Origin of the sequence: Sulfitobacter sp. THAF37, from assembly GCF_009363555.1 — a bacterium.
Taxonomy (GTDB): domain Bacteria; phylum Pseudomonadota; class Alphaproteobacteria; order Rhodobacterales; family Rhodobacteraceae; genus Sulfitobacter.
Window position 1 is genome coordinate 518,768 of record NZ_CP045372.1, and the last position, 23,913, is coordinate 542,680.

Here is a 23,913-nt window from a genome sequence, read left to right on the forward strand (position 1 = left end):
ATGACACTGCGGGCAGCGCCAGTCATGCGCGGCCCGCAGAGACCCCAGAGACTTCCCTGGGGTCTGGAACTGATTGACCGCGCCCCGAGTTTGCTTTGCAGGAGGGTCCAGTCATGTCCAACGCTCGCGCGAACTATCTCACCAAACCGATCCACAAGTGGGCCAAGGGCGTCCTGCCTGCCTTGTCTTCGACCGAGAGCGAGGCGCTGTCGGCGGGCGAGGTCTGGTGGGAGGCAGAGCTGTTTTCCGGCAACCCCGACTGGGACAAGCTGCACGCGATCAAGGCCCCCAAGCTGAGCGCCGAGGAACAGGCGTTTTTCGACGGCCCGGTGCGCGACCTGTGCGGCATGATCGACGACTGGAAGATCAACCACGAGGACGGCGACCTGCCGCCAGAGGTCTGGCAGTTCCTGCGCGACAAGAAATTCTTCGGCATGATCATCCCCAAATCTCACGGCGGTCTGGAATTCTCGGCCTTCGCCCATTCCGAGATCGTGCGCTACATCTCTTCGCGCTCCGTCGCGGCGGCGGTGACTGTCATGGTGCCCAACTCGCTTGGGCCGGGCGAGTTGCTGCATCAGTTCGGCACCGAAGCGCAAAAGGATTACTGGCTGCCCTGCCTTGCCGACGGACGCGAGTTGCCCGCATTCGGACTGACGAGCGCCGAGGCCGGATCGGACGCATCCGCGATGGTCGACAGCGGCGTGGTCTGCAGAGGCATGTGGAAAGGCGAGGAAGTGCTTGGCCTGCGGCTTAACTGGGCCAAGCGGTACATTACCCTGTCGCCGGTGTGCACGGTGCTTGGGCTGGCGTTCCAGATGCAGGATCCCGACGGTCTGCTGGGCGGCGAAAAGGACATCGGCATCACCTGCGCGCTGGTCCCCACCGACTTGGACGGTGTGGAAACCGGGCGGCGCCATCTGCCCTCCTCCACCATGTTCATGAACGGTCCGACAACCGGCGAAGACGTGTTCATCCCGCTCGACAACATCATCGGCGGTCAGGAATACGCGGGCAAGGGCTGGATGATGCTGATGTCGGCGCTGGCGGCGGGACGGGGCATTTCGCTGCCGTCGATGGGCTGCGCGGCGATTGCCGTGTCGGCCCACACGACCGGCGCCTATTCCCGCATCCGCCAGCAGTTCAACCTGCCCATCGGCAAGTTCGGCGGCATCCAGGATCGGATGGGACGGCTGGCTGCGGATTCCTACGCCATGGACGCTGCCCGTCATCTGACCTGCGCGGGCCTTGATGAAGGCCGCGCGCTGTCCGTCATTTCGGCGATCATGAAGGCACATGCGACGTTCCGCATGCGCGAGGCGATCAACGATGCAATGGACGTCCACTCCGGCAAGGCGGTGATCGACGGGCCGTCGAACTATCTGTTGCCGCTTTACCGCGCGGTGCCCATCGGCATTACGGTGGAGGGCGCGAACATCGTGACCCGCAGCCTGATCATCTTTGGCCAGGGGTCGATCCGGGCACATCCGCACATGCTGGACAACATGTTTGCCCTGCAGGAGGAGGACCAGCAGAAGTCGCTGGAGATGTTCGACAAGTCCTTCTGGGCGCATGTGGGTCATACGACCAGGACGCTGTTCCGTGCCTGGGGCCGTGCGATCACCGGAGGCCGCTTCGCGCCGGCAGGGAATTTCGGACCGGCCAAGCCGATCTATCAGGAGTTGTCCCGCTGGTCCGCCGCCTATGCGCTGACTGCCGACTTCTGTTTCCTGACACTGGGCGGCGCGCTCAAGCGCAAGGAAATGATCTCGGCCCGGATGGGCGACATTCTGTCGGAAATGTATATCCTGTCTGCCGCTTTGAAGCGGTGGGAGGACGAAGGTCGGCAGGAGGCCGACCTGCCGGTGCTGCAATACGCGGCCGACGCGGCATTCCGGCGGATACAGACCGCGCTGGACGAGGTGATCGCGAACCTGCCCGCCCGCTGGGCGGCGTATGTACTGCGCTTCCTGACGTTGCCGGGGTCTACACGTCGCGGGCCCGACGACAGGCTGACTGCCGCGGCCAGCGATCTGATCTATGAGCCTTCCGAGACACGCGACCGGATCATCGGTCGCCTTGACGGCGGCAAGGAGGGCGATGGGGTCCATACGCTCAACGCCTGCTATGCCAAGGTGGTCGAAATGGCGCCGGTGATGAAACGCCTGCGCGACGCCAGGCAGACGCCGGAAGAGGCAAAGGCCAAAGGCACGCTGAGCGACAGCGAGATGGCGCAGATTGAGGAGATGAACGCGCTTGTGGCCAGGGTCATCGCGGTGGACGACTATACGCCCAAAGAACTGTCCCGCTACTTCAAGGATCATGCGGCCCAGTCGTCGGATGACTACGAAGCGACCCCCAGAGAGGCAGCAGAATGAGCGATGCAACCCGACAACGCGTCTACCTGGTGGATGGCGCGCGCACGCCCTTCCTGAAGGCGCGCGGTGCGCCCGGTCCCTTCACACCCGTCGATCTGTCGGTGCAGGCCGGGCGCCCCCTGCTTGCCCGGCAGCCCTTTGACCGCACCGCTTTCGATCTGGTGATTCTCGGGTGCGTCAATGTCATCGCGGACGAGATGAACCCGGCCCGCGTCGCGGCGCTGCGCCTCGGGCTGGGGGAGGCGATGGTCGCCTTTACCGTCCAGATCAACTGCGGATCGGGCATGCAAAGCATCGACACCGCGTATCGCTACATCCGCGACGGCAGCCACCAGATGATCCTTGCCGGGGGAACAGAGGCGCTGAGCCACGCGCCGCTGACGCTGCGCCAATCCGCCGTCGAATGGTTCGGCAAGATGAACGCCGCCAAGGGACCGCTGGAACAGGCAAAGGCCATGACCGGCATCAGGCCGGACTTCTTCAAGCCCGTTGTCGGGCTGGAGCGTGGCCTGACCGATCCGATCACCTCCCTGAACATGGGCCAGACCGCCGAGGTGCTGGCGCATCGCTTTGGCATCGACCGCACCTCCGCCGACACCTACGCGATGCAGAGCCATCACCGCCTTGCCGCCGCGCAGAAAGACGGGCGGCTGTCGGACGAGATCATGCCCGCCTTTGACCGCGACGGAACGGTCTACGACCACGACGACGGTGTGCGTCCGGACAGTGACCTGGAAGGGCTGGCCAAGCCCAAGCCGGTTTTCGAGCCGCCCTACGGGAAAGTCACGGCGGGCAACGCCAGTCAGATCACCGATGGCGCAAGCTGGTGTATCCTTGCCTCGGAAAAGGCGGTGGAGGCGCACGGGCTGGACCCGCTGGCCGAGATCACCGACAGCGAATGGGCCGCGCTGGACCCGTCGATCATGGGGCTTGGCCCGGTGATGTCGTCGACGCCGATCCTGCAACGCCATGACCTTTCCCGCGACGACATCGGCGTCTGGGAATTGAACGAAGCCTTCGCCGCACAGGTGCTGTCCTGTCTTGCCGCCTGGGACGACGCTGATTTCTGCCGCGAGGTGCTGGGCTACGACAGCGCGTTCGGCATGATCGACCGCGACCGGCTGAACGTGGACGGCGGGGCGATCTCGCTGGGCCATCCGGTGGGGACCAGCGGCAACCGCATCGTGCTGCACTTGGCAAACGCCATGAAGCAGCGCGGCGAGAAACGCGGCATCGCGACAGAGTGCATCGGCGGCGGTCTGGGCGGCGCCATGATGCTGGAGGCCGTGTGATGACCGGAACAGTTCTCAATTTCCTTGGCGAAACCAGGCTCGAACTGGGGCCTGCGGGCGCGCGTGACGGCAACTGGCGTTCCGGGCGCGACGATGCGGGCATCCTGTGGCTGGTGCTGGACAAGCACGACAGCTCTGCCAACACCATATCGGAAGACGTGCTGCGTGAACTCGACGCGCATGTGGCCAAGGCCGAAGCGGATCTGCCCAAGGCGCTGGTGATCCGGTCGGCAAGGCCCGCCGGGTTCGCAGCCGGTGCCGATATTACCAGTTTCGAGGCCATGAGCGACGAGGGTGCGGATGCGCTGCTGAAGCAGGGGCATGACGTGCTGGACCGGATCGAGGCCCTGAAGTGTCCCACCATCTGCGTGGTACACGGCGCGGCGCTCGGCGCGGGTTTTGAGCTTGCCCTGGCCTGCGATCTGCGCATTGCCACACCCGGTGCGTCCTTCGGGTTTCCCGAAGTGCAGCTGGGCCTGCATCCGGGTCTTGGCGGGACTTTCCGCCTGCCTGCGCTGATCGACCCGCTGGAAGCGATGACAATGATGCTGACCGGCAAGACGGCCCACACCGACCGGGCGAAATCGCTGGGTATTGCCGACAAGGTGGTCGAGGAACGCCACGTTGCCGCCGCCGTCAGGGCCGCTGCGGACGGCAAGGTCGAGGCGCACAGTCAGGGTCTGAAGGCCCGCGCCCTTGGGTTCGAACAGGCCCGCAGTCTGGTCGCCCGCCAGATGCGCAGCAAGACGGAGCAAAAAGCGCCGGAAGTACATTACCCCGCGCCCTATGCCCTGATCGACCTGTGGGAAGAATACGGCGACGACCGCGAGGAAATGCAGAAGGGCGAGATCCACAGTTTCGCGTCGCTGCTGAAAACCGACACGTCGAAGAACCTGCGGCGGGTCTTTTTCCTGCGACAGAAGCTGAAGGACGCGGGACGGGGCGAGGACGGGATCAGCCATGTGCATGTGATCGGTGCCGGTGCGATGGGCGCCGAGATCGCAGCGATGGCCGCCATTCGCGGCAAGCGCGTGACGCTGGGCGATGTGCAGACCGACCCGCTGGGCAAGGCCGTCAAACAGGCCGCCAAGATCTGCAAGGACAAGCACCTGTCGGGCATCGAAACCCGCGACGCGCTGGATCGGCTGATGCCGGACCCCAAGGGGTATGGCATCGGCAGTGCCGACCTGATCATCGAGGCCGCGCCCGAAAAGATGGACCTGAAGGAAAAGATCTATGCGGATCTGAAGGGCCGGATGAAGCCTGATGCGATCCTGGCGTCGAACACGTCAAGCCTGTCGGTGGATACGCTTGCCGGACCATCGCCGGACAGGGCGCGTTTCGCGGGGCTGCATTTCTTCAACCCCGTGTCCCGTGTCGATCTGGTGGAGGTGGTGCGCGGATCCGAAACCGATGACGACACCGCGACACGTCTCGCCGCGTTCTGCGGCGCCATCGGCAAGTTGCCCGCGCTGGTCGGCGATTATCCCGGTTTCGTGGTGAACCGCGCCCTGACCCCCTACCTGATGGAGGCGATGGTCCTGATGGACGAAGGCCTGAGCAAAGAGGTGATCGACACTGCCGCGCTGCGCTTTGGCATGCCCATGGGGCCTGTGACGCTGGCCGATCAGGTCGGATTGGACATTGGCCTGCACGTCGCGGAATCGCTGCGCGGCAACCTGGAAAAACCGATGGCCGAGATTTCCGATGATCTGCGCAAGAAGGTCGATGCGGGCGATCTGGGCAAGAAGACCGGCAAGGGGTTCTACGATTGGTCGGACGGCACCCCGCACCCTGACGCCGATCTGTCCGACGCGCCGAACGACCTGACCGACCGCCTTATTCTGCCCATGCTCGATGCCTGTGTCGAAGTGCTGCGTCTGGGTGTCGCGAAGAGCGAGGATCAGGTGGACGGGGCGATGATCTTTGCCACGGGCTGGGCGCCGTTCCGCGGCGGGCCGATGCATTATGCACGCACGCGGGGGGTGCCGGAGGTCAGAACCCGCCTGCACGAACTGGCGGAAAAACACGGCCCCCGGTTCGCACCGGACGAGGGATGGGACACTCTTGGCTGACCTGCCCCGTCGATTTAGCGATGCGGATGCGATGGCGCGCGCCATTTTCGACAGGACCGGGGGCAAGGTGCGGTTGGCCCTGCCCCTCGGTCTTGGCAAGCCGGTCACGCTGGTCAACGCGCTGACCCGCCTTGCCGCCGAAGACAGCGCGCTGTCGCTGTCGATCTTCACGGCCCTGACCCTGCGCCGCCCAGATCCCGCATCGGACATTGAACGGCGGTTCCTGGAACCGGCGATGGACCGTCTGTTCGGGGCCTATCCGGCGCTGGATTATGCCCGGATGATCGCCGACGACACGCTGCCTGACAACATCACGGTGTCCGAGTTCTTTTTTCAGGCAGGCACCTGGCTGGGCAACAGCTACGCACAACGGCACTATATCTCGGCCAATTATACCCATGCGCGCGACGTGCTGATCGCGCAGCGGCCCAATGTTCTGTGCCAGTTGCTCGGGCCGGGCGACGACAGCTTCAGCCTGTCGTGCAACACGGATATTTCAACGGACCTTTTCGCCCTGCGCGAACAGGGAGAGATGGACTTTGTCGCGGTGGGCGAAGTCAACACCAACCTGCCCTTCATGCCCGGCCCGGATGCAGAGATCGCCCCCGAGGCGCTGGCCATGCTGTATGAACCGGCAACCTCGTTCGAGCTTTTCTCGGCGGTGCGCCGCCCGGTTTCCGATGCGCAACACGCCATCGGCCTCAACGTCGCGCGGCACGTCGTGGACGGCGGAACGCTTCAGATCGGGATCGGAGCCATCGGCGACGCTGTCGCGCAGGCGCTGTTGCTGCGCGACAGGGCGGCGCTGGCACCGATCTGGCAGGATGCGCCTTTCCCGCTGTCCGGCGACCACACCGGGCCTTTCGATACCGGCCTCTACGGTGTGACCGAAATGCTGGTGGGCGGCATGCTGTCCCTGTTCGAGGCAGGCATCCTGCGGCGCGAGGTGGCGGGGGCCGCGATCCACGCCGGTTTCTTTGTCGAGGCGCGGGATGTCTATGAACGCCTGCGCGACATGCCGCTAGACCGGCGCGCAAAGATCGCAATGAAACCCGTCAGCTTTACCAACGCGCTTTACGGGGACGAGGCCGCCAAGCGTGCGGCGCGGGTTCACGCCCGCTTTGTCAACGGCGGGATGCAGGTCAGCCTGTTGGGTGACGCCATGTCCGACAGCGCCAAGCCCGGCCAGGTGATCAGCGGTGTGGGCGGGCAGTTCAACTTTTTCGAGCAGGCCTTTGCGCTGGAAGACGGCCGCGCCATCCTGACCCTGCCCGCAACACGCAGCAGCGGGGGCGAAACCGGGTCGAACATCGTCTGGCAACTGCCGGTCACAACAGTGCCGCGCCACATGCGCGATATGGTGGTGACGGAATACGGCGCGGCGGACCTGCGGGGCCAGACCGACGAAGAGGTGATCAAACGGCTGATCTGCATCGCCGACAGCCGATTTCAGCAAGATCTGCTGGAACAGGCGCGGGCGGCAGGCAAGATCGCCCCGGACTGGGAGGTGCCGCAGGCACATCGGCAGAACACCCCGGCGCGTCTGTCGGCCTGGTTGCGCCCCTACCGGGCGACGCTGCTGCCCGACTTCCCCTTCGGCACCGATTTCGACGCAACCGAGCGGGAACTGCTGCCTGCGCTGTCCCGGCTCGGCGTTGCGGCTGCGGACAAGAAGGCGCTGGCGGGGCTGATCTGGGCATCCTTCGCGCAGCCGGCGCACCCGCGGGAAGGGCCTGCTATGGAACGGATGGGTTATCCACCCGAGCCTGCCCTGACCGAACCGGTGCAGGCCCGCGCCCTGCGCGGGGCGTTGCGGTTGACTGCCCGGGACCAGGCATCGAACGCCTAGGTCGCGACGGCCACCAGACCGACGAAATCGCCCATCTTGACCAGCCCCGGCACATGCCGTGCAGCGAGAATGCCGTCGCGCCGCGCAAGGCACGGTATGGGCGCGACGCCGGTGCGGTCGGCGGGCCAGATGCGGGCGATCGGCTGCCCCTCGGCCACGGTATTGCCAAGGTCGACCAGATATTCGATCAGCCCCGCGTTCATGGCAAACTGGAAGCAGGTCTCGTCCGGCATGTCCAGTTGGACGGTCTCGGCGATTTCAGGCGTCCCTGCGATTATCCCGGCATGGCGCAGGAGATTGCCGATGCCCTTGCGGGCGATGGCGACGCTGCGCGCGGTCGAGGTGCCTGCCCCGCCCAGTTCGGTGGTGACAAAGGTCTTGCCCTGGGTTTCCACCTCGGTATCGAACATGCCCACGGCGTCGATTTCCAGCATCCGCACCGAATAAGGCGCGTTGAACGCCTGCATCGCCGCCATGCAGGCATCCTCCTGCGTCTTGTCCTCCAGCACATGGGCGGCGGCGAAAGGCAGGAAATCCAGGGTGCTGCCGCCAGAGTGGAAATCCAGCACGATGTCGGCGGCCGGGACCAGCGTGGTCGCGATGTAATGCGCGATCTTCTGGGTCACGGTCCCGTCCGGACGGCCCGGATAGCTGCGGTTCATGTTGCCGCCGTCAATCGGCGAACAGCGCCGCCCGGCGGCGAATGCCGGGGTGTTCATCATGGGCAGGATGATCACGCGCCCGGTGATGTCCTCGGGCCTGAGCGTTGCGGCAAGCTCCTGCAGGGCCACCGGCCCCTCGTATTCGTCGCCGTGGTTGCCGCCGGTCAGCAGCGCCGTCGGCCCCGCCCCGTTGGCGATCACGCTGATCGGGATCATGACGGACCCCCAGGCGCTGTCATCCCGGCTGTAGGGCAATTTCAGAAACCCGTGATGGGCGCCATCTGCATCCAGCGGGATTGTCGGGCTGATGGGATTGGCCGTCATGTCTTCACCGACAGTTCGCGCGGCGTGGTACAAAGGCATTCGTGCCCGTCTTCGGTGATCAGGATCGGCTCGGTAATCTCCAGCCCGCCGTCATCCAGCCAGAGCGCAGGCATGAAATGAAAGGTCATGCCCGGTTCCAGCACGGTGGTATCGCCCCGGCGGAAAGAGATTGTCCGCTCTCCCCAGTCGGGGGGATAGCTGATCCCGATGGCATAGCCGCAGCGGCTGTCTTTCTCGAAACCGGCCTTGTTCAGCGTGGCGTTGAAAGCGTTGGCGATGTCCTGCGCCTGGTTGCCGGGCCTGGCCTGTTCCAGCCCCGCTTCGATGGCATCCAGCACCGCGGCCTCAGCATCGCGGTATTTCTGCGGCACTTCCCCCAGAAACAGCGTGCGCGACTGCGGGCATTGATACCGCCGGTGCGCGCCCGCGATCTCAAAGAACGTCGCCTCGCCCACTTCGAGCGGGCGGTCGTCCCAGGTCAGATGCGGCGCTGTGGCATCCAGCCCCGAGGGGGCCATCGGTACGATGGCGGGGTAGTCGCCCCAATAGCCCAGCGCCCCGCGAATCCCGGTGGCATAGATTTCCGCGATCAGATCGTTCTTGCGCATCCCCGGTTCGGCGACCTCAAGGATCTGGGCGTGCATCGCCTCGACGATGCGGGCGGCGCGCTGCATGTACTCGATCTCGCGCTCGGACTTGACCGCGCGCTGCCAGTTGACCAGCCCGGTCGCATCCGACAGGCGGACCTTGGGCAATTGTTTCTTCAGACATTCGTGCGCGGTGGCGGAGTAATAGTAATTGTCCATCTCAACACCGATCCGCGCCTCTTCCAGGCCCAGTTCGGCCAGGAGCCGCGACAGGTCCTCCATCGGGTGTTTTTCCGGGTTCTGGACAAAGGTGTCGTCATAGCCGCGTATATTGTCCTCTTCGTCCATAAAGACGGTGCGCCGCGCGCCCAGCGCGTCCATCGCCCGACCCCACCACACCGGATCGCCCTCATGCGTCAGGACAACGCCCTGGAACACGTAGAAGGACCATCCGTCATACCCAGTGAGCCAAGACATGTTCGACGGATCGGAAACAAAGATCGCATCCAGCCCACGGTCCGACATGGCGGCACGGGTCTTGTCGATGCGGCGGTAGTATTCGGAGGTGGTGAAGTTCTTTTCGAAGGTCGTCATTACTGCTGTTCCTTCCCGGCAATCGTCGCCAGGCATGAGTTACGATTACGGTGCCCCGTATGCCTGTGCCTGTCCGGTCGGCAATGGTGATGTCGCCGGAACCGACCCGACCGCGTGCCGCGCGGCACGCCACCATCGCCCGGTTCCACGATGGCATCGTCATCTTCTATGCCGCCCGCGTCAATGGCTGCGCGCAATTCCATCCCCCTGGCGGTCGGCATTTTTCACCCCAGACCGGAGCGGAACCCAGCGCACCCGCAGCATCCGGCGGGCGCCCCCGGATGGCCGGCGATCGCGCAAGCGTCTGAGTTCGCTCTTGTGGGGGTCGAGGTTTTTCATGACAATCCCATCAGAATTTGCAGGACAATCGCCGTGGACGGCGGTGCCGGGAACAGGATGACCGAATGAAAATGCACCGGCTCGACCGGACCGATCTGGACATCCTGGCGGTTCTCTCGACCAGCGGGCGGATCACCAAGAGCGATCTCGCCCGCCGCGTCGGTCTGGGCCAAACCAGCTGCTGGGAACGGATGCAGAAGCTGGAGGAAGCCGGGGTCGTCACCGGCTACCGCGCCGAGGTCTCGTTGCGGGCACTGGGGCCGTCGGTGACGGTATTCGTGATGGTCGAACTGGGCGAACACCGGGCCCAGAGCTTTGACCGGTTCGAACACGAAGTCGCCCGCCACGACGAAATTGTCGGGTGCTGGGCGCTTGGCGGCGGCTACGACTACTTGATGCAGGTGGTGACACGGGACATCGACAGCTACCAGACGCTGATCGAGGAGGTGCTGGAACAGCGGGCGGGCGTCGCGCGTTTCTACAGCTACATCGTGACGAAACCGGTCAAGGACAGCCCGCCGCCGTTCGACATTCTGTTCGGAAAATAGCGGCCACCGGCGAGAGCTATTCGGATCGACACCGGAAATTACCGAAAAACTTTCGGGCGCTTACCGGTTATGTTTCGCGAAACCCGACATCGAACGTAGTGAGGCTGCCGTGTCCGACGTGATCAACAGGAAACACCCGATACTTGCCGCTTTGGATGACCCGGAGCTGCTGCGGACCAAGGCCTATCTGGGCGGCGCCTGGATCGAGGCGCAGGATGGCCGGACCAAGGCCGTTACCGACCCCGCGGACGGCACCGAACTGGCGCAGGTCGCCTGCATGGGGGTCGCCGACGCCCGGCTTGCCGCCACCGCTGCCGATGACGCATGGCAGGACTGGGCCGTGACCCTCCCGCAAGAGCGGATGGCGATCCTGCGCAATTGGTTCGACCTGATGATGAAGCACAGCGAGGATCTGGCCCGGATCATGACCGCCGAACAGGGCAAGCCGATTTCCGAGGCGCGGGGCGAGATCGAATATGCCGCTGCCTTTGTCGAATTCTACGCCGAAGAGGCGCGCCGCCCCAACATCGAAAGCGTCACGTCCCACCTGCCCGACGCGGAAGTCGAGGTCTGGCGCGAGCCCGTGGGCGTTGCGGCGCTGGTGACGCCGTGGAATTTTCCCTGCGCCATGCTGACGCGCAAGGCAGCGGCGGCCCTGGCCGCGGGCTGCACCGTGGTGGCGCACCCGTCGATCGAGACACCTCTGTCCGCACTGGCGCTGGCCAAGCTGGCGGAGCGCGCGGGCATGCCCGATGGCGTATTCAACGTCATCACCGGTGACGCGCCCGAGATCGTCGGCGCCTGGATGGAAGATCCGCTGGTCCGGGCGGTGTCCTTCACCGGGTCGACCGAAGTGGGTCGGCTGCTCTACCGGCAGGGGGCCGACACGATCAAGCGGCTGGTGCTTGAACTGGGGGGCCACGCACCGTTCCTGGTCTTTGCCGATGCCGACATGGATCAGGCCGTGGACGAGGCCATCAAGGCAAAATTCGCGACCTCCGGTCAGGACTGTCTGGGCGCCAACCGGTTTCTGGTGGAGCGATCCGTCTATGACCAGTTCTGCGCCGCCTTTACCGAACGCACCCGCGCGCTCAGCATCGGGCGGGGCATCGACGACCCCGACATCGGGCCGCTGATGAACGCCCGTGCCGTGGCCAAACAGCGCGAGCACGTCGAGGACGCCAAGGCAAAAGGCGCCCGCGTGCTGTGTGGCGGGGGCGGCCATGCGGCGGGCGATCTGTTCTTTGAGCCCACCGTGCTGGCCGACGTGTCCGAGGACGCGCTGATCATGCACGAGGAAACCTTTGGCCCTGTTGCCGCCATCGCCCCCTTCGACACGGAGAAGGAGGCGATCAAACGGGCGAATGCCACCGAATACGGGCTTGTCGCCTATCTGCACACGCAGGACCCGCGGCGGATCTATCGTGCCAGCCGCGCCATGCGCTTTGGCATGGTGGCGGTGAACCGCACCAAGGTCACGGGGGCGCCGATCCCCTTCGGGGGCATGAAACAATCGGGCCTGGGCCGCGAAGGATCCCGGCTTGGGCTGGAAGCCTTTACCGAAGTCAAATACGTATGCCGCGACTGGGCCTGAGCCCCGCACCAGAAAGGACCGAAACATGGACAATGCACGCGCCAACGATCAGCTGACCCAATGGGATCACGATCACTTCTTCCATCCTTCCACGCATCTGGGCCAGTTCGCCCGCCGCGAGATGGGCAACCGGATCATCCAGAAGGCCGATGGCGTGCGCATCACCGACCGCGAGGGCAAGACATCGCTGGATGCCTTTGCCGGTCTTTACTGCGTCAACGTCGGCTATGGCCGGACCGAAATCGCCGATGCCATTGCGGAACAGGCGCATGAGCTGGCCTATTACCATTCCTACGTGGGCCACGGCACCGAGGCGTCGATCACCCTGTCGCGCATGATCGCCGAACGGGCGCCCGAGGGGCTGAACCACGTTTATTACGGCCTGTCCGGGTCGGATGCGAATGAAACCAACATCAAGCTGGTCTGGTACTACAACAACATCTTGGGCAGCCCCGAGAAGAAGAAGATCATCTCGCGCTGGCGCGGCTATCATGGCTCGGGCCTGATGACCGGGTCGCTGACCGGTCTGCATCTGTTCCACCAGAAGTTCGACCTGCCGCTGAGCCAGGTCATCCATACCGAAGCGCCCTATTATTATCGCCGCGACGACCTGTCGATGAGCGAGGACCAGTTCACGGCCCATTGCGCCGCCGAACTTGAGGCGCTGATCGAACGCGAAGGCGCGGACACCATCGCCGCCTTCATCGGGGAACCGGTGCTGGGCACCGGCGGCATCGTCCCCCCTCCCGCGGGCTACTGGGATGCGATCCAGAAAGTGCTGAAAAAGCATGACATCCTGCTGATCGCGGATGAAGTCGTTACCGGCTTTGGCCGTCTTGGCACCATGATGGGGTCGGACCACTACGGGTTGAAACCGGATCTCATCACCATCGCCAAGGGTCTTACCTCGGCCTATGCGCCGCTGTCGGGGTCGATCGTGTCCGACCGCATGTGGGAAGTGCTGGAACGCGGCACCGATGAAAACGGCCCCATCGGCCACGGCTGGACCTATTCGGCCCACCCCATCGGTGCGGCGGCCGGGGTGGCGAACCTCAAGCTGCTGGATGAGCTGAACCTGGTCAGCAACGCGGGCGAAGTCGGCGCCTACCTGAACAAGGCGATGACCGAAGCCATCGGCGGACACGCCAACGTCGGCGAAGTCCGGGGCGAAGGCATGCTCTGTGCCGTCGAACTGGTCAGGGACCGCGATGACCGTGTCTATTTCGACGCCTCCGAAAAGGTCGGCGCGCGGGTCGTGGCGGCGATGCTGGACCGGGGCATCATCGCCCGCGCCATGCCGCAGGGCGACATCATCGGCTTCGCCCCGCCGTTCTCGCTGACCCGCGAAGAAGCCGACGAGATTGTCGCGGCCACCAAGGCGGCGGTCGAAGAGGTGCTCTGACGGCCTGCCCGGACAGCATCGGGATGCACAAGGAGGGGGCCGGCGACGGCCCCCTTTTCAGTCCGCCCCGTGGGTACGCTGCCGCTGCACGTTCTGCGCTTCGACAGGCCAGGAAGCGCGAATGTAAGCGAGGATGTCCAGAACGTCATCTTCGCTGAGCGTATCGCGAAAGGCGGGCATCCCGCTCTTGAAGCCGGTGACGCCCCGCGCTTCGAGCGTGGCCTGCCCCCCGTCGAGCGTATAGGCCATCAGCATCGGTGTATCGTGGTGCCATGTGTGCCCCGTGACGTCGTGCGGCGGCGCGGGCAGCACACCGTCCGTTCCGGGCGTGCGCCAGTCGGGCTGGCCCTGCAACTCCGCCCCGTGGCAGGCGGCACAGTTTTCCGCATAGAGCGCCGCACCGGTCGCGATGTCGCGATCTTCGAACAGGTGATCCGCGAACGATGGCGGAGCCGCAAGGATGAAGGCCAGAAGAAGACCTCTCATTTGCGAAACGCCTCGTGGCAGGCACTGCAGGATTTGCCGATCCGGCGCATCACCCCGTCCAGATCGGGTGCTTCCGTCACCGTGCCTTGCGCATTGGTGGCGACGTCGCGCAGGTCTTCGGCACGCGCGGTGAAAGTCTCGAACCTTTCCCAGATCACCGGCAACGCTTCGGACCGGGGATGCAGGACGCGGTCGCCGAATTGCGCCGGGATGCGGGCGGCCTCTGTCGCGATGCCATCCAGCGCGGTGTTGGCCGCGGCGGCATCGAAGGGATCCTGCCCCTTGGCCATCCGGCCCAGCAGCTTGGTATGCGCGGCGATGTCCGTCATGCCGACCATGCGTTTCATCACGACCGGATCGTCGACACCGCTGTGCGCCAGCGCCGTCGTTCCGACTGCCAGGGCGGCGGCACAGGCAAGCCCCCTCATTCCACCGCCTCGGTCTCGCGCAGGGTGTCGTCGGGGGCAAGCGCCAGCCCGTTCAGGATCGCGCAATCCGGCGCGTCGTCGCCATGGCACTGGTTGATCATCACTTCCAGTTCCATCTCCAGGGTCTGCAACTGGGCGATCTTGTCGCGCACCGTGTCGAGGTTTTGCAGCGCCAGTGCTTTGACATCACGGCTGGCGCGCGCCGGATCGGCGTCGAGGTCCAGCAGGCGGCGACATTCCTCCAGCCCGAAGCCGAGGTGACGCGCCTGAGCAAGCATCCGCAGTTGCGTGATCTGCTTGCCGCCGAACTCGCGGTATCCGTTCTCCGAACGGGCGGCGTTGATCAATCCGATGTCCTCGTAGTATCGGATCGTCTTGACCGTCAGGCCGGTCTGTTTCGCGGCGTTGCCAATATTCATCTGCAGGCTCCTTTCGGAAAGGATAAAGGTTCCATCGGCTGGAAGGTCAAGGGGCGCTCGTCATCACGGGTCATGCACGCGGCGGCGGCCCCTATAGTTTCGACGCTCTGAGCCTCAGCGCGTTGCCGATGACCGACACCGACGACAGGCTCATGGCGGCGGCGGCCACCATCGGCGACAGGAGCAGGCCGAACACCGGGTAAAGCACCCCGGCCGCCACCGGCACACCGGCCGCGTTGTAGAGAAACGCGAAGAACAGGTTCTGGCGGATGTTGCGCATCGTCGCCTCGGCCAGCTTGCGGGCGCGCACGATGCCGGTCAGGTCGCCCTTGACAAGCGTGATCCCCGCGCTTTCCACAGCCACATCCGCACCGGTGCCCATGGCGATGCCCACGTCCGCCTCGGCCAGGGCTGGCGCGTCGTTCACGCCGTCACCCGCCATGGCCACGGACAGGCCCTCGCCCCGCAACCGCTTGACCAGCGCGCCCTTATCCTCGGGGCTGACCCCGGCGTGCACCTCGTCGATGTTCAATTCGGTCGCGACCGCCTGCGCGGTGGCTTCGGCGTCGCCGGTGGCCATGACGATGCGCAGGCCCAGGTCGTGCAGCGCGCGAATGGCCTCGGGCGTGGTCTGTTTGATCCGGTCGGCCACCGCGACCAGCCCCGCCGCCTGCCCGTCCACAGCCACGAACATCGCTGTCTTGCCTTCGGCCTGCAGTGCCTCGGCCCGGTCGGCAAAGTCGTCGGTGGCGACACCAAGCTCGGCCATCAATGCCCTGTTGCCCAGCGCCACAGGGCGCCCGTCGACCATGCCCGTCACCCCCTTGCCTGTGATCGCCTCGAAATCGGTGCAGTCCTTTCTCGTGGCACCGCGGCTTTCGGCCCCCGCGACCAATGCCTCGGCCAGGGGATGTTCGGACCCCCGCTCCAGTGCCGCGACCAGCGTCAGCAGCTCGGCCTCTGCCATGCCGCGCGGGGCGACGTCGGTCAGGGTGGGGGCGCCTTCGGTCAGCGTGCCGGTCTTGTCCACGATCAACACGTCCACCCCGGCCAGCCGCTCCAGAGCCTCGGCGTCGCGGATCAACACCCCGGCATTGGCGCCCCGGCCCGACGCGACCATGATCGACATCGGCGTGGCAAGACCCAGCGCACAGGGGCAAGCGATGATCAGCACCGATACCGCCGCGACGAAGGCATAGGTCAGCGCGGGCGACGGCCCGACGGCCCACCACACCGCAAAGGCAAGCAGCGCGCAGGCCACCACGGCGGGCACGAAATAGCCCGCGACCCGGTCAGCCACCGCCTGTATCGGTGCGCGGGATCGCTGCGCGCTGGCCACCATCTGCACGATCCGGTTCAGGGTGGTGTCGTCGCCGACTTCTTTCGCCTCCATCAGGAACGATCCGGTCTTGTTCACGGTGCCGCCGGTCACGGCATCGCCCGCAACCTTTTCCTGGGGCACAGGTTCGCCGGTGATCATGCTTTCGTCGACCGACGACCGCCCTTCGGTAACGACGCCGTCCACCGGGACGCTTTCGCCGGGCCGGACCCGCAGAATGTCACCGGCCCTGAGCGCGTCCAGCGGCACGTCCTCTTCGCTGTCGCCCGAGACACGGCGCGCCGTCTTTGGCGCAAGGTCCATCAGCGCGCGGATCGCGTCGCCGGTGCGTTCGCGGGCGGCCAGTTCCATCACCTGCCCCAGCAGCACCAGCACCAGGATCACCGCCGTCGCCTCGAAATAGACCGGGGTCATGCCCATGGCGTCCGCCATCTGCGCGGGCAGGACATCCGGCGCCAGCAGCGAAAAGATGGAAAAGAGATAGGCCGCGCCGGTGCCCAGCCCGATCAGCGTCCACATGTTCGGGCTGCGGTTCCTGAGCGAATTCCACGCCCGCTTGAAAAACATGCGGGTGAACCAGACCACCCCGGTCGCAAGCACGAATTGCACCCAGACAAATGCGGTGTGGCCCATCCACTGCGCAAAGGGGATGCCGATGTGGCTGCCCATCTCCAGCACGAAGACCACCGCCGCCATGGGGGCCGTGATCCAGAGCCGCCGCTTGAAATCGACGTATTCGGGGTGCGGGCCGCTATCCAGCGTGGGATTTATCGGTTCCAGCGCCATGCCGCAGATCGGGCAGTCTCCGGGATGATCCTGCACGATCTCGGGGTCCATCGGGCAGGTGTACATCGTCCCTTCCGGCATTGGCTCCGGCGCGGGGCGGTCGCCCAGGTAGGCCTGCGGATCGCCTTCGAATTTCGTCTGGCACCCGGCAGAGCAGAAATAGAACCGCTCGCCCGCGTGTTTCGCCATTTGGGCCGCGCTGGCGCGGTCGACAGTCATGCCACAGACCGGGTCCCTGGCCGTGCGGTAGGGTTCCGGGTCGGCCTCGAACTTCTTGCGGCAGCCGTCGCAGCAGAAGTGATAGGTCCGGCCCTCGTGCGTGGCGGTGGGCTTGCCCGCCGTGGGGTCGACGGTCATCCCGCAGACGGGATCGCGGATCACCCCGGCCGGGGATTGCGGGTCTTGTCCTGCCTGTACGTTCGTCATCGTGGCGCCTTTCTGCAACGGGTCTGTCGCGGATGTAGGGGTTCCAGCAACTGGAGGGTCAAGAGGGTTTCGGCAATTTTCCGGTTACGGATTATTCGCTTGCAGGGCGCAGGGAACGCCGGTTTGCTGCCGACACATCAGCCCGCGCACAGGAGCACCGCATGAAGACCACCCGTCTCGGCCCCGATGGCCCGTCCGTTTCGCAATTCGGTATCGGCGCAATGTCCTTTGCCGGGATCTACGGCGACGCGACGATGGCCGAAAGCCACGCGATCCTCGACGCCTGCCGCGCCGCCGGGGTAAGCCACATCGACACGTCGAACAGGTATGGCAACGGGCGGTCCGAAGACATCATCGGCAGCTGGTTCGCGAACACCCCCGGCGCACGGGCTGACATGGTGCTGGCGACCAAGGCGGGCATTACCGGTGACGCCGACCGGCGGTTCAACAACGACCCCGACTACCTGGAGGCCTGCCTTGACGACAGCCTCAGGCGGCTGGGGGTCGATCACGTCGACCTGTTCTATGTCCACCGCTACGACCGCAGCCACACCCCCGAGGAGGTCGCGGGCACGCTGAAACGCCTGATCGACGCGGGCAAGACACGGACGATCGGCTTTTCCGAGATCGCGCCATCCACCCTGCGCCGGGCCTTTACCGAATGTCCCGTCGCGGCGGTACAGTCGGAATATTCGCTGTCGACCCGCGCGCCGGAACTGGGGCTGGTCCAGACCTGCCGGGAGCTGGGAACGACGCTGGTGGCCTTTTCCCCGGTGGGACGGGCGTTTCTGACCGATGCGCCGTTCAGCTACGACCGGGCACAGTCGATGGCCTTTACCAGGGGCAACCCGCGCTTCATGCAGCCGAACTACGATGCCAACATCGCGGCCACCGATGGATTTCGCGCGCTGGCCGCTGACATGAACGAACCTGCCGCGGCCCTCGCCATCGCCTGGCTGATCGCACAGGGCGACCGGGTGCTGCCCATTCCGGGCACCAAGAACCCGAACCACCTGGCGGAACTGATCCGGGGGACCGAGATCGACCTGTCAGCCGAAGACCTCGCACGGATCGAAACCGTGCTGCCCGTCGGCTGGGCGCATGGAGACCGCTACAACGCAGCACAGTGGGAAGGACCTGAAAGGTACTGCTGAAGGACCGTTCAGGCCCCGCTCAGCACCCGCAGCCCGCTGGTTTGCTGGCCCCGTCCAGGGACCCCGCGCAACATTGCTGCCCGTTGGTGAGCGAACAGCAAAAGACGGTGCTGCCCTGCACCTGCTGGACGGTCACGCATTGCGGCAGGGAGCCGGTCGACGGAGCGGACAGAAACGCGAGCAGAGAAATCACTTTGGTCATCGGTGTCTTCCTTTGTTCAGTCGGCGGCGGCCACGCCGTTCAAATCCGCCGAGAGGTATTTGGGGAACGAGGTGACGATGCTGCGGTACAGTTTGAGAGCCGCGCCATCGGGGTTCTGCGCGCCACCCGAGGGCGGGCCAACCCGTGCCAGGAATTCCGCCATCGCGGCCCGTGTCTGCGGCCCGAGGATGCCGTCAGCGGACCCCGCTGGCAATTCCTGCGCGTTCAGTTGTTCCTGAAGTCTGCGGACGGAGGGAAAGCTGGCGGGCAGGTTCAGCCGGCCCGACAGGCCGCCGGGGTTGCCGATGACGGTAATGCGCCAGTCCCCGCCAAAGAGATCGCTGCCCGTGACAATGGCCGCGGCGGAGCCATCGCGGCTCATCTTCAGTCGCTGCACCGGTGCATCCATCTGGATCTGCCCCCGGTGGGCCAGGCCGGTGCCGTCGAAGGAAAACCGCAGGACGATGTCGGCGGCATTGCTGCTGACCTGAATCTCATGGCCCTGTGCATCGGTCGCAAGGTCGGTCAGCACCGCTTCCCGCGCGGCGGATGGCATGTATTTGCTCAGATCAATTTCCAGCGCGCCGAGGCGGGACAGGAAATGCCGGTCGCCAAAGGGTTCGATGCGAAACAGCGACAGCCGGTTTGTGTTGGGGTCGAGGACCAGGATCGCCTTGCTGGCGCCGTCCACGGCAAAGGGCGTATCGCCCAGGTCGATGACCGCGTGGCGCACCGCATCGAAGGTCGGTTTGCGCTTCTGCCCTTTCTCCGCCTGTTCGACCACAAAGCAGTCGCCGGTCGCGCTGCGGTCCGCGCCGAGGTCGAGCCTGCCGAATTCCAGGGTGGCCTGTCCGGCGGTGGAGCCGAGATAATGATCGACGCCGTCGATGGCAAAGATCGAAAGTTGCGAAACGCCACCGCAGCGAAACCTCAGCTGCGGATAATTGAGCCCCCCCTTGGCGGGCAGTTCGGCGCGGCGCGGAAACGGGCTGGCGGTATAGCTGCTGGCGCTGGCCAGGATCGCATTGCCGCCGCTGTCGAAGGCGATCGAGGAATACTGCGAGATGCCGAGGTTGGAATTGGCATCAACGGCTTCGAAGGCCGCGCCGTCCGCCACCATGTCACGGGCAAAGGCGACGGCCTTGCTGCCCGCCTGTCCGAACGACCCGCGCGCCCGGCCCAGCCCCACGAAGTACAGGTTCTGATCCGGGCCCAGCACCATTTCGTTGGCCAGGATCTGGGTCGGACCGTAATGGGTCAGGCGCAGCGGATCGAGCTGCCATTGCAGCAGCTGACCCTCTACCGCGACGAACAGCTCTTCCCCACCGGAGGCGAACTCCAGGCTCTGGACCAGCGGCAGGTCGAAGATCCTTTCGAACCGCAGCCTGCTGTCCGTCTCGGCGCCCGCGGTTCCCGCCAGAGTCAGCAGCGAGACCAGCAGCGCAATCAGGTATCCTTGGCGCATTCGTTTTCCCTTGGCAGGCTTTCTTCACCATCCGCGACCGCCTCGATGAGGCTGGGACCATCTTTAAAGATTTTACACGGCATTGCCGAGCCTTCATTCGCCCAATCGTCATCCCGCAGCAGATCGACCAACGCGCGGGTATGGACCTTGTAGCGTGTTTCGCCGCTGTCACCGATGGCGACACGCTCGAACACCTGAAAGTAAAAGATGCCGTTCCAGTCGCTGTCGGGATAGCGCCGCCTTGCCCCCCGGAGCAGATCCACCAGCGTGTTCGGTGAGCGCGTCCACTGATAGCTGCCCTGCGTCACACCGCCCGCGTCCGCGGCGCCTGACCCGGTGTGCGCAACCGGATAGCAGCTGTCGGGCATTGTGCCGCGCTGTTTGAAGACGCCGTCAAGGGGCGTTTCACTGGGTTCGAACGGCCCTTCCAGCGGCACGTAAAAGTTGCGGTTGGTCGGGTCCTCGTCATTGGGGATGCCAGCCGGCACGTTCCAGGCAATGGGGGTAAAGCAGAAGGCCAGTTCGTCGGCGTAGGGCGGACCTGACAGGGCCCGGTCGTAGGAAAACATGATCGCCACGTCGTTGTTGGTGCTGATGGACCCTGCGAGGTTCCACTCCGGACTGCCCAGTTCGCTTGAAATGCGCGTTACCGTCGGGCGCAGGGGCGGCAGGTTGATCGGCTCTTCCACCAGTTTCTTGTTGGCCGCATGCAGCATTTCGTTGGCGGCCAGAATTTCCAGACCCTCTGTCTGCGGCAGCCCGGACGTGCCCGTGCCTGCCCGCTCAGCCTCGGTGGCGAGCCAGTTCTGGTTGCGCATCAGCGTATTGATCTGGACCATCAGCATGTCGTTGCGCGATGACAGCGCCGCGAATTTATCCAGAAGCATGTCCTTTTCGCCGTGCAGGGTCGCGATGGCCGCCTGCGCCGCATCAAGGTCCGCGCGCAGGTCGTCTATCTGACGCAGCCGGACCCGTTCGCTGCAGGGAATATCGAGGTATTCCCGCGACCCGATCTGCAAGGGAATGAGATCGAGAAAGGATTTGACCAGCGTGACATGGACCTCGTCGCGCGAGGTATCGCCGCTGTCGGCGTTGATGGCCGATACCAGCCCGATGACGCGGTTCTCGGGGTCCAGCACGGGGGAGCCGCTGTCACCCTCCACGATCGTTCCCCTGGGGCCGCTCATCACCGCGACGCTGCCTGCATCGCCCAGGTTCGACCGGCCATAATCCTCAAGCCGGATTGCCACCTCTCTGGGCTGGAACACGTTGCCGTCATTGAATTTCAGGACGCGGTAGACGCCCCCCTTGCGAATGTCGCAGGCCGTCAGGTCGAAGGGGATCGCCTGCAGATCCGGAAAGCCGATGCGCGCGGCGTCGATGCTTTCGAACGGGGAAGGCGTAACGATGCCGCGGGGGTACTTTTCGGCCGGGACGCCCTGGAAAATGCGCGTCCCGCCGACCTCTACCGTGACATCGCGGCTGGGGATGAACACCTTGTCGGAGGCGGACATGTTCTTGTAATTCAGCGCCTTGCCGGTGACGTGGTCGGCCGTGATCAGAATGCCCGGCGCCACCGCCCAGGCAGTGCCCTTGACCGGCTGCAATGCCGTGCCGTCGGCACCCAGCCCCTTGACGATCACCCGGAACAGCTGCCGGGTCTCCAGATGGTCGGGCCAGTCCTGCGCCGCGGCCCCGCAGGCCGTTGCCGCCAGCCAGACCGCCGCCCCCCGCAGGCAGGTCGCAAAACGATGTCTCATCCTTCGTCCTCCAGCACGTACAGCAGGTCCTGCGCGATGCTCCGGCCCGCGAGGTCCGCGCTGAGCACATAGACCCCTTCGCCCGGCGCGGTGAGAGTGGCGGTAAAGACGGCCAATCCCCCGGCGGCAAAGGAAAGATCCCCGTTGATGCCGACGGATTGCTGCCAGATCGGCGTCGCTTCGCCATAGGCCGTCAGCGTCAGATCGACCCGCGCATCCGCCAGCGCGTCCTCGTCGAAGATCTGCGCCGGGTCCGCGTTCATCTCCAGCCGTAACTCGACGGTTTCGCCCTCGCCCGAGATCTGGGGCATGGCATTCAACGCCAGCGACTTGACGTCGCCGCCGCCCAGGAAAATCCGTTCCGAATTCACCATCTGCGGAACGCTCTGAACCGGGTCGATCAGGATGTTGTAGACATAGCGGTGCACCTCGTCGCTGCCGACGATGAAGGGATGCTTGGAGCGCAGGACAAAGGCCTGGTTGCCTTGCGCCAGCGCGCTGCCTTCATAGACCGTGCCATCGCCCCGCGCGCTGACCCGGTAGGTGATCCCGGCGCCGTCGCCCGCAGCCCCCCGCGCGACATACATCGTCTCGCGCGTGCCATCGACAAGCCGGCCCACCATCACGTGATTGGCATCGACCGAAGCCGGCAGCCCCTGGGCATAGACCTGATCCATCACCGCCCGGTTCTGCAATCCGATCCGCAGCAGCGCCCGTTTTGCCGCGCAATGAACATAAGGACATGGCGTGACCTCGAAACCGAGGACCAGCTTGGCCCAGTACGTTTCATCGAGCGCGGCCACCACGCTGTTGCCGGGGCGGCCCGCCTCGCCCACGGCGCAGCAGTTCTCGTAGGACGGGATCAGTTCATAGGGGCCGACCATGGACAGCAGGATGTCCTGAATCTCGCGTTTGCCGCCGATCAGGATCTGGCTGAGCCTGCCCCAGCCGTCGATCAGCGTGCTGGCCACGTTGACGGAGCCCTGATGCGGTGTCGCGATTTCGATGAAGGTATGCAGGCGCGACGCCTCGGAAAAGCGGTCGTCGGCCCCGATGCCGCGCCATCCCCCGTCGCCCAGGCTGCCGTAGGCCGCGGCGCAGGTCGCCTCCCGCGTTTCGGGCGGCAGGTCGGTTTCGACCTCGGGGTCGGTGCAGAAATCCTGCGGGCGCAGGTCCGACAGGAACGCCCGCGTCAGCAATCCGCCCATCGAATGGGCCACGATGTCGAAATCCTCTCCTGCGGGGATGTTCGCCCTGACGAAATCGTTCAGCAGAACCGCATTCGCGAAATTGGAGCGCCGCCAATCATAGGCAAAGACGAAAAGGTCCGTGCCCTCGGTATAGTTGCCCAGGATCTCGCGCTGCGCGGCACTGTCGAAAATCGACCTCTCTCCCACCAGAAAGTCGATCAGGCCGGAATAGAACCCGATGTTGATGGTGCCGAACACCAGCGGCACGTCGCGCAGCGCATCAGTGGGCGTCAGCGGCACCGCCGCGCCGGTCTCGGGCAGCAGGTCAAGCTGTCGGAAGTTGGATGCCTTGAGAGAGCTGGCCCGGCCCCAGATGACATTTCCGCTGTCATCGGAAAGCTCGGACCCGACGATTCCGGGAATGACGATCAGCTTGCGATCGACCTGCGCCATCGCAGGCAGCGCCGTAAGCGTCAAGGCAAGAGCCAGAAGAAATTGAAACACGCGACGCGTCATATCGGGACTCCGTAGGTGTAAAATGCAAAGAACAATCAGCGAAATATTCTACCGATGGTAGCGTTTATCAGCGATTCGGGGCAAGCCGCTCGAATCGG

18 protein-coding genes are annotated in these 23,913 nt (G+C 65.0%); 8 read left to right on the forward strand and 10 right to left on the reverse strand.

The features are described 5' to 3' along the window. The first annotated feature begins 113 nt into the window (after window positions 1-113). Genes FIU94_RS02585 through FIU94_RS02600 form a run of 4 tightly spaced genes read left to right on the forward strand, consistent with a single transcriptional unit; the run spans window position 114 to window position 7,594 of the window. Complete coding sequence (locus tag FIU94_RS02585) at window positions 114-2,378, forward strand: acyl-CoA dehydrogenase (RefSeq protein WP_152464296.1); 2,265 nt, start codon at window positions 114-116, stop codon at window positions 2,376-2,378. Next, a complete protein-coding gene (locus tag FIU94_RS02590) occupies window positions 2,375-3,670 on the forward strand; it encodes an acetyl-CoA C-acetyltransferase (RefSeq protein WP_152464297.1) in 1,296 nt (431 codons plus the stop codon). The genes FIU94_RS02585 and FIU94_RS02590 overlap by 4 nt, the downstream gene beginning before the upstream one ends. Continuing rightward, window positions 3,670-5,745, forward strand: a complete 2,076-nt coding sequence (locus FIU94_RS02595; protein ID WP_152464298.1) for a 3-hydroxyacyl-CoA dehydrogenase NAD-binding domain-containing protein — start codon at window positions 3,670-3,672, stop codon at window positions 5,743-5,745. Before FIU94_RS02590 ends, FIU94_RS02595 begins: the two co-directional genes overlap by 1 nt. Then, complete coding sequence (locus FIU94_RS02600; protein WP_254702597.1) at window positions 5,738-7,594, forward strand: acetyl-CoA hydrolase/transferase C-terminal domain-containing protein; 1,857 nt, start codon at window positions 5,738-5,740, stop codon at window positions 7,592-7,594. The genes FIU94_RS02595 and FIU94_RS02600 overlap by 8 nt, the downstream gene beginning before the upstream one ends. Here FIU94_RS02600 and doeB read toward each other — a convergent pair. Together doeB and doeA are read right to left on the reverse strand one after the other, a co-directional pair. Next, on the reverse strand, window positions 7,591-8,580 hold the full coding sequence (doeB, locus tag FIU94_RS02605; RefSeq protein WP_152464300.1) for a N(2)-acetyl-L-2,4-diaminobutanoate deacetylase DoeB: 990 nt from the start codon (window positions 8,578-8,580) through the stop codon (window positions 7,591-7,593). The genes FIU94_RS02600 and doeB overlap by 4 nt on opposite strands. Beyond that, the gene (gene doeA / locus FIU94_RS02610; protein ID WP_152464301.1) at window positions 8,577-9,761 is read right to left on the reverse strand and encodes an ectoine hydrolase DoeA; all 1,185 of its coding nucleotides are present in this window, start codon (window positions 9,759-9,761) and stop codon (window positions 8,577-8,579) included. Before doeA ends, doeB begins: the two co-directional genes overlap by 4 nt. A 404-nt stretch (window positions 9,762-10,165) precedes the next feature. Here doeA and FIU94_RS02615 point away from each other — a divergent pair, with 404 nt between their 5' ends. The 3 genes from FIU94_RS02615 (at window position 10,166) to FIU94_RS02625 (ending at window position 13,644) form a co-directional block, all read left to right on the forward strand. After that, complete coding sequence (locus FIU94_RS02615) at window positions 10,166-10,648, forward strand: Lrp/AsnC family transcriptional regulator (protein WP_152464302.1); 483 nt, start codon at window positions 10,166-10,168, stop codon at window positions 10,646-10,648. A gap of 118 nt (window positions 10,649-10,766) precedes the next feature. Then, a complete protein-coding gene (locus tag FIU94_RS02620; protein WP_152466925.1) occupies window positions 10,767-12,242 on the forward strand; it encodes an NAD-dependent succinate-semialdehyde dehydrogenase in 1,476 nt (491 codons plus the stop codon). Between the two features lie 25 nt (window positions 12,243-12,267). Beyond that, a complete protein-coding gene (locus FIU94_RS02625) occupies window positions 12,268-13,644 on the forward strand; it encodes an aspartate aminotransferase family protein (RefSeq protein WP_152464303.1) in 1,377 nt (458 codons plus the stop codon). Between the two features lie 57 nt (window positions 13,645-13,701). Here the strand turns inward: FIU94_RS02625 and FIU94_RS02630 are convergent, their stop codons facing one another. The 4 genes from FIU94_RS02630 to FIU94_RS02645 all read right to left on the reverse strand — a co-directional run bounded on the left by FIU94_RS02630 (window position 13,702) and on the right by FIU94_RS02645 (window position 17,528). Then, the gene (locus tag FIU94_RS02630; RefSeq protein WP_152464304.1) at window positions 13,702-14,130 is read right to left on the reverse strand and encodes a cytochrome c; all 429 of its coding nucleotides are present in this window, start codon (window positions 14,128-14,130) and stop codon (window positions 13,702-13,704) included. Further along, window positions 14,127-14,558 carry a cytochrome c gene (locus FIU94_RS02635; RefSeq protein ID WP_152464305.1) on the reverse strand — a complete coding sequence of 144 codons (432 nt, stop codon included), beginning with the start codon at window positions 14,556-14,558 and terminating at the stop codon, window positions 14,127-14,129. The genes FIU94_RS02630 and FIU94_RS02635 overlap by 4 nt, the downstream gene beginning before the upstream one ends. Further along, window positions 14,555-14,977 (reverse strand): Cu(I)-responsive transcriptional regulator, encoded by a 423-nt coding sequence (gene cueR / locus FIU94_RS02640; RefSeq protein ID WP_152464306.1) that lies wholly within the window; start codon window positions 14,975-14,977, stop codon window positions 14,555-14,557. Before cueR ends, FIU94_RS02635 begins: the two co-directional genes overlap by 4 nt. Window positions 14,978-15,068: 91 nt before the next feature. Then, on the reverse strand, window positions 15,069-17,528 hold the full coding sequence (locus FIU94_RS02645) for a heavy metal translocating P-type ATPase (RefSeq protein ID WP_152464307.1): 2,460 nt from the start codon (window positions 17,526-17,528) through the stop codon (window positions 15,069-15,071). 161 nt (window positions 17,529-17,689) lie between these two features. Between FIU94_RS02645 and FIU94_RS02650 the strand changes: the two genes are divergently transcribed. Beyond that, entirely contained in the window at window positions 17,690-18,682 is a 993-nt protein-coding gene (locus tag FIU94_RS02650; protein WP_152464308.1) for an aldo/keto reductase, read from the forward strand. Window positions 18,683-18,701: 19 nt separating this feature from the next. Here the strand turns inward: FIU94_RS02650 and FIU94_RS02655 are convergent, their stop codons facing one another. From FIU94_RS02655 to FIU94_RS02670, 4 genes are read right to left on the reverse strand one after another with little or no spacing between them, the layout of a single operon-like run. Beyond that, entirely contained in the window at window positions 18,702-18,884 is a 183-nt protein-coding gene (locus FIU94_RS02655; RefSeq protein ID WP_152464309.1) for a hypothetical protein, read from the reverse strand. A 16-nt stretch (window positions 18,885-18,900) separates the two neighbouring features. Beyond that, on the reverse strand, window positions 18,901-20,349 hold the full coding sequence (locus FIU94_RS02660) for a peptidoglycan-binding protein (RefSeq protein WP_152464310.1): 1,449 nt from the start codon (window positions 20,347-20,349) through the stop codon (window positions 18,901-18,903). Beyond that, window positions 20,331-22,109, reverse strand: a complete 1,779-nt coding sequence (locus FIU94_RS02665; RefSeq protein ID WP_152464311.1) for a hypothetical protein — start codon at window positions 22,107-22,109, stop codon at window positions 20,331-20,333. Before FIU94_RS02665 ends, FIU94_RS02660 begins: the two co-directional genes overlap by 19 nt. Then, window positions 22,106-23,815: a hypothetical protein gene (locus FIU94_RS02670; protein WP_152464312.1), complete on the reverse strand. Its 1,710-nt coding sequence runs from the start codon at window positions 23,813-23,815 to the stop codon at window positions 22,106-22,108. The genes FIU94_RS02665 and FIU94_RS02670 overlap by 4 nt, the downstream gene beginning before the upstream one ends. Between the last annotated feature and the right edge of the window lie 98 nt (window positions 23,816-23,913).

What these genes read in the sequence shown, in the direction of transcription:
- FIU94_RS02585 (WP_152464296.1), top strand. Translation starts at nt 114, where the DNA reads ATGTCCAACGCTCGCGCGAACTATCTCACCAAACCGATCCACAAGTGG.
- FIU94_RS02590 (WP_152464297.1), top strand. Translation starts at nt 2,375, where the DNA reads ATGAGCGATGCAACCCGACAACGCGTCTACCTGGTGGATGGCGCGCGC.
- FIU94_RS02595 (WP_152464298.1), top strand. Translation starts at nt 3,670, where the DNA reads ATGACCGGAACAGTTCTCAATTTCCTTGGCGAAACCAGGCTCGAACTG.
- doeB (WP_152464300.1), bottom strand. Translation starts at nt 8,580, where the DNA reads ATGACGGCCAATCCCATCAGCCCGACAATCCCGCTGGATGCAGATGGC.
- doeA (WP_152464301.1), bottom strand. Translation starts at nt 9,761, where the DNA reads ATGACGACCTTCGAAAAGAACTTCACCACCTCCGAATACTACCGCCGC.
- FIU94_RS02615 (WP_152464302.1), top strand. Translation starts at nt 10,166, where the DNA reads ATGAAAATGCACCGGCTCGACCGGACCGATCTGGACATCCTGGCGGTT.
- FIU94_RS02625 (WP_152464303.1), top strand. Translation starts at nt 12,268, where the DNA reads ATGGACAATGCACGCGCCAACGATCAGCTGACCCAATGGGATCACGAT.
- FIU94_RS02630 (WP_152464304.1), bottom strand. Translation starts at nt 14,130, where the DNA reads ATGAGAGGTCTTCTTCTGGCCTTCATCCTTGCGGCTCCGCCATCGTTC.
- FIU94_RS02635 (WP_152464305.1), bottom strand. Translation starts at nt 14,558, where the DNA reads ATGAGGGGGCTTGCCTGTGCCGCCGCCCTGGCAGTCGGAACGACGGCG.
- cueR (WP_152464306.1), bottom strand. Translation starts at nt 14,977, where the DNA reads ATGAATATTGGCAACGCCGCGAAACAGACCGGCCTGACGGTCAAGACG.
- FIU94_RS02645 (WP_152464307.1), bottom strand. Translation starts at nt 17,528, where the DNA reads ATGACGAACGTACAGGCAGGACAAGACCCGCAATCCCCGGCCGGGGTG.
- FIU94_RS02650 (WP_152464308.1), top strand. Translation starts at nt 17,690, where the DNA reads ATGAAGACCACCCGTCTCGGCCCCGATGGCCCGTCCGTTTCGCAATTC.
- FIU94_RS02655 (WP_152464309.1), bottom strand. Translation starts at nt 18,884, where the DNA reads ATGACCAAAGTGATTTCTCTGCTCGCGTTTCTGTCCGCTCCGTCGACC.
- FIU94_RS02660 (WP_152464310.1), bottom strand. Translation starts at nt 20,349, where the DNA reads ATGCGCCAAGGATACCTGATTGCGCTGCTGGTCTCGCTGCTGACTCTG.
- FIU94_RS02665 (WP_152464311.1), bottom strand. Translation starts at nt 22,109, where the DNA reads ATGAGACATCGTTTTGCGACCTGCCTGCGGGGGGCGGCGGTCTGGCTG.
- FIU94_RS02670 (WP_152464312.1), bottom strand. Translation starts at nt 23,815, where the DNA reads ATGACGCGTCGCGTGTTTCAATTTCTTCTGGCTCTTGCCTTGACGCTT.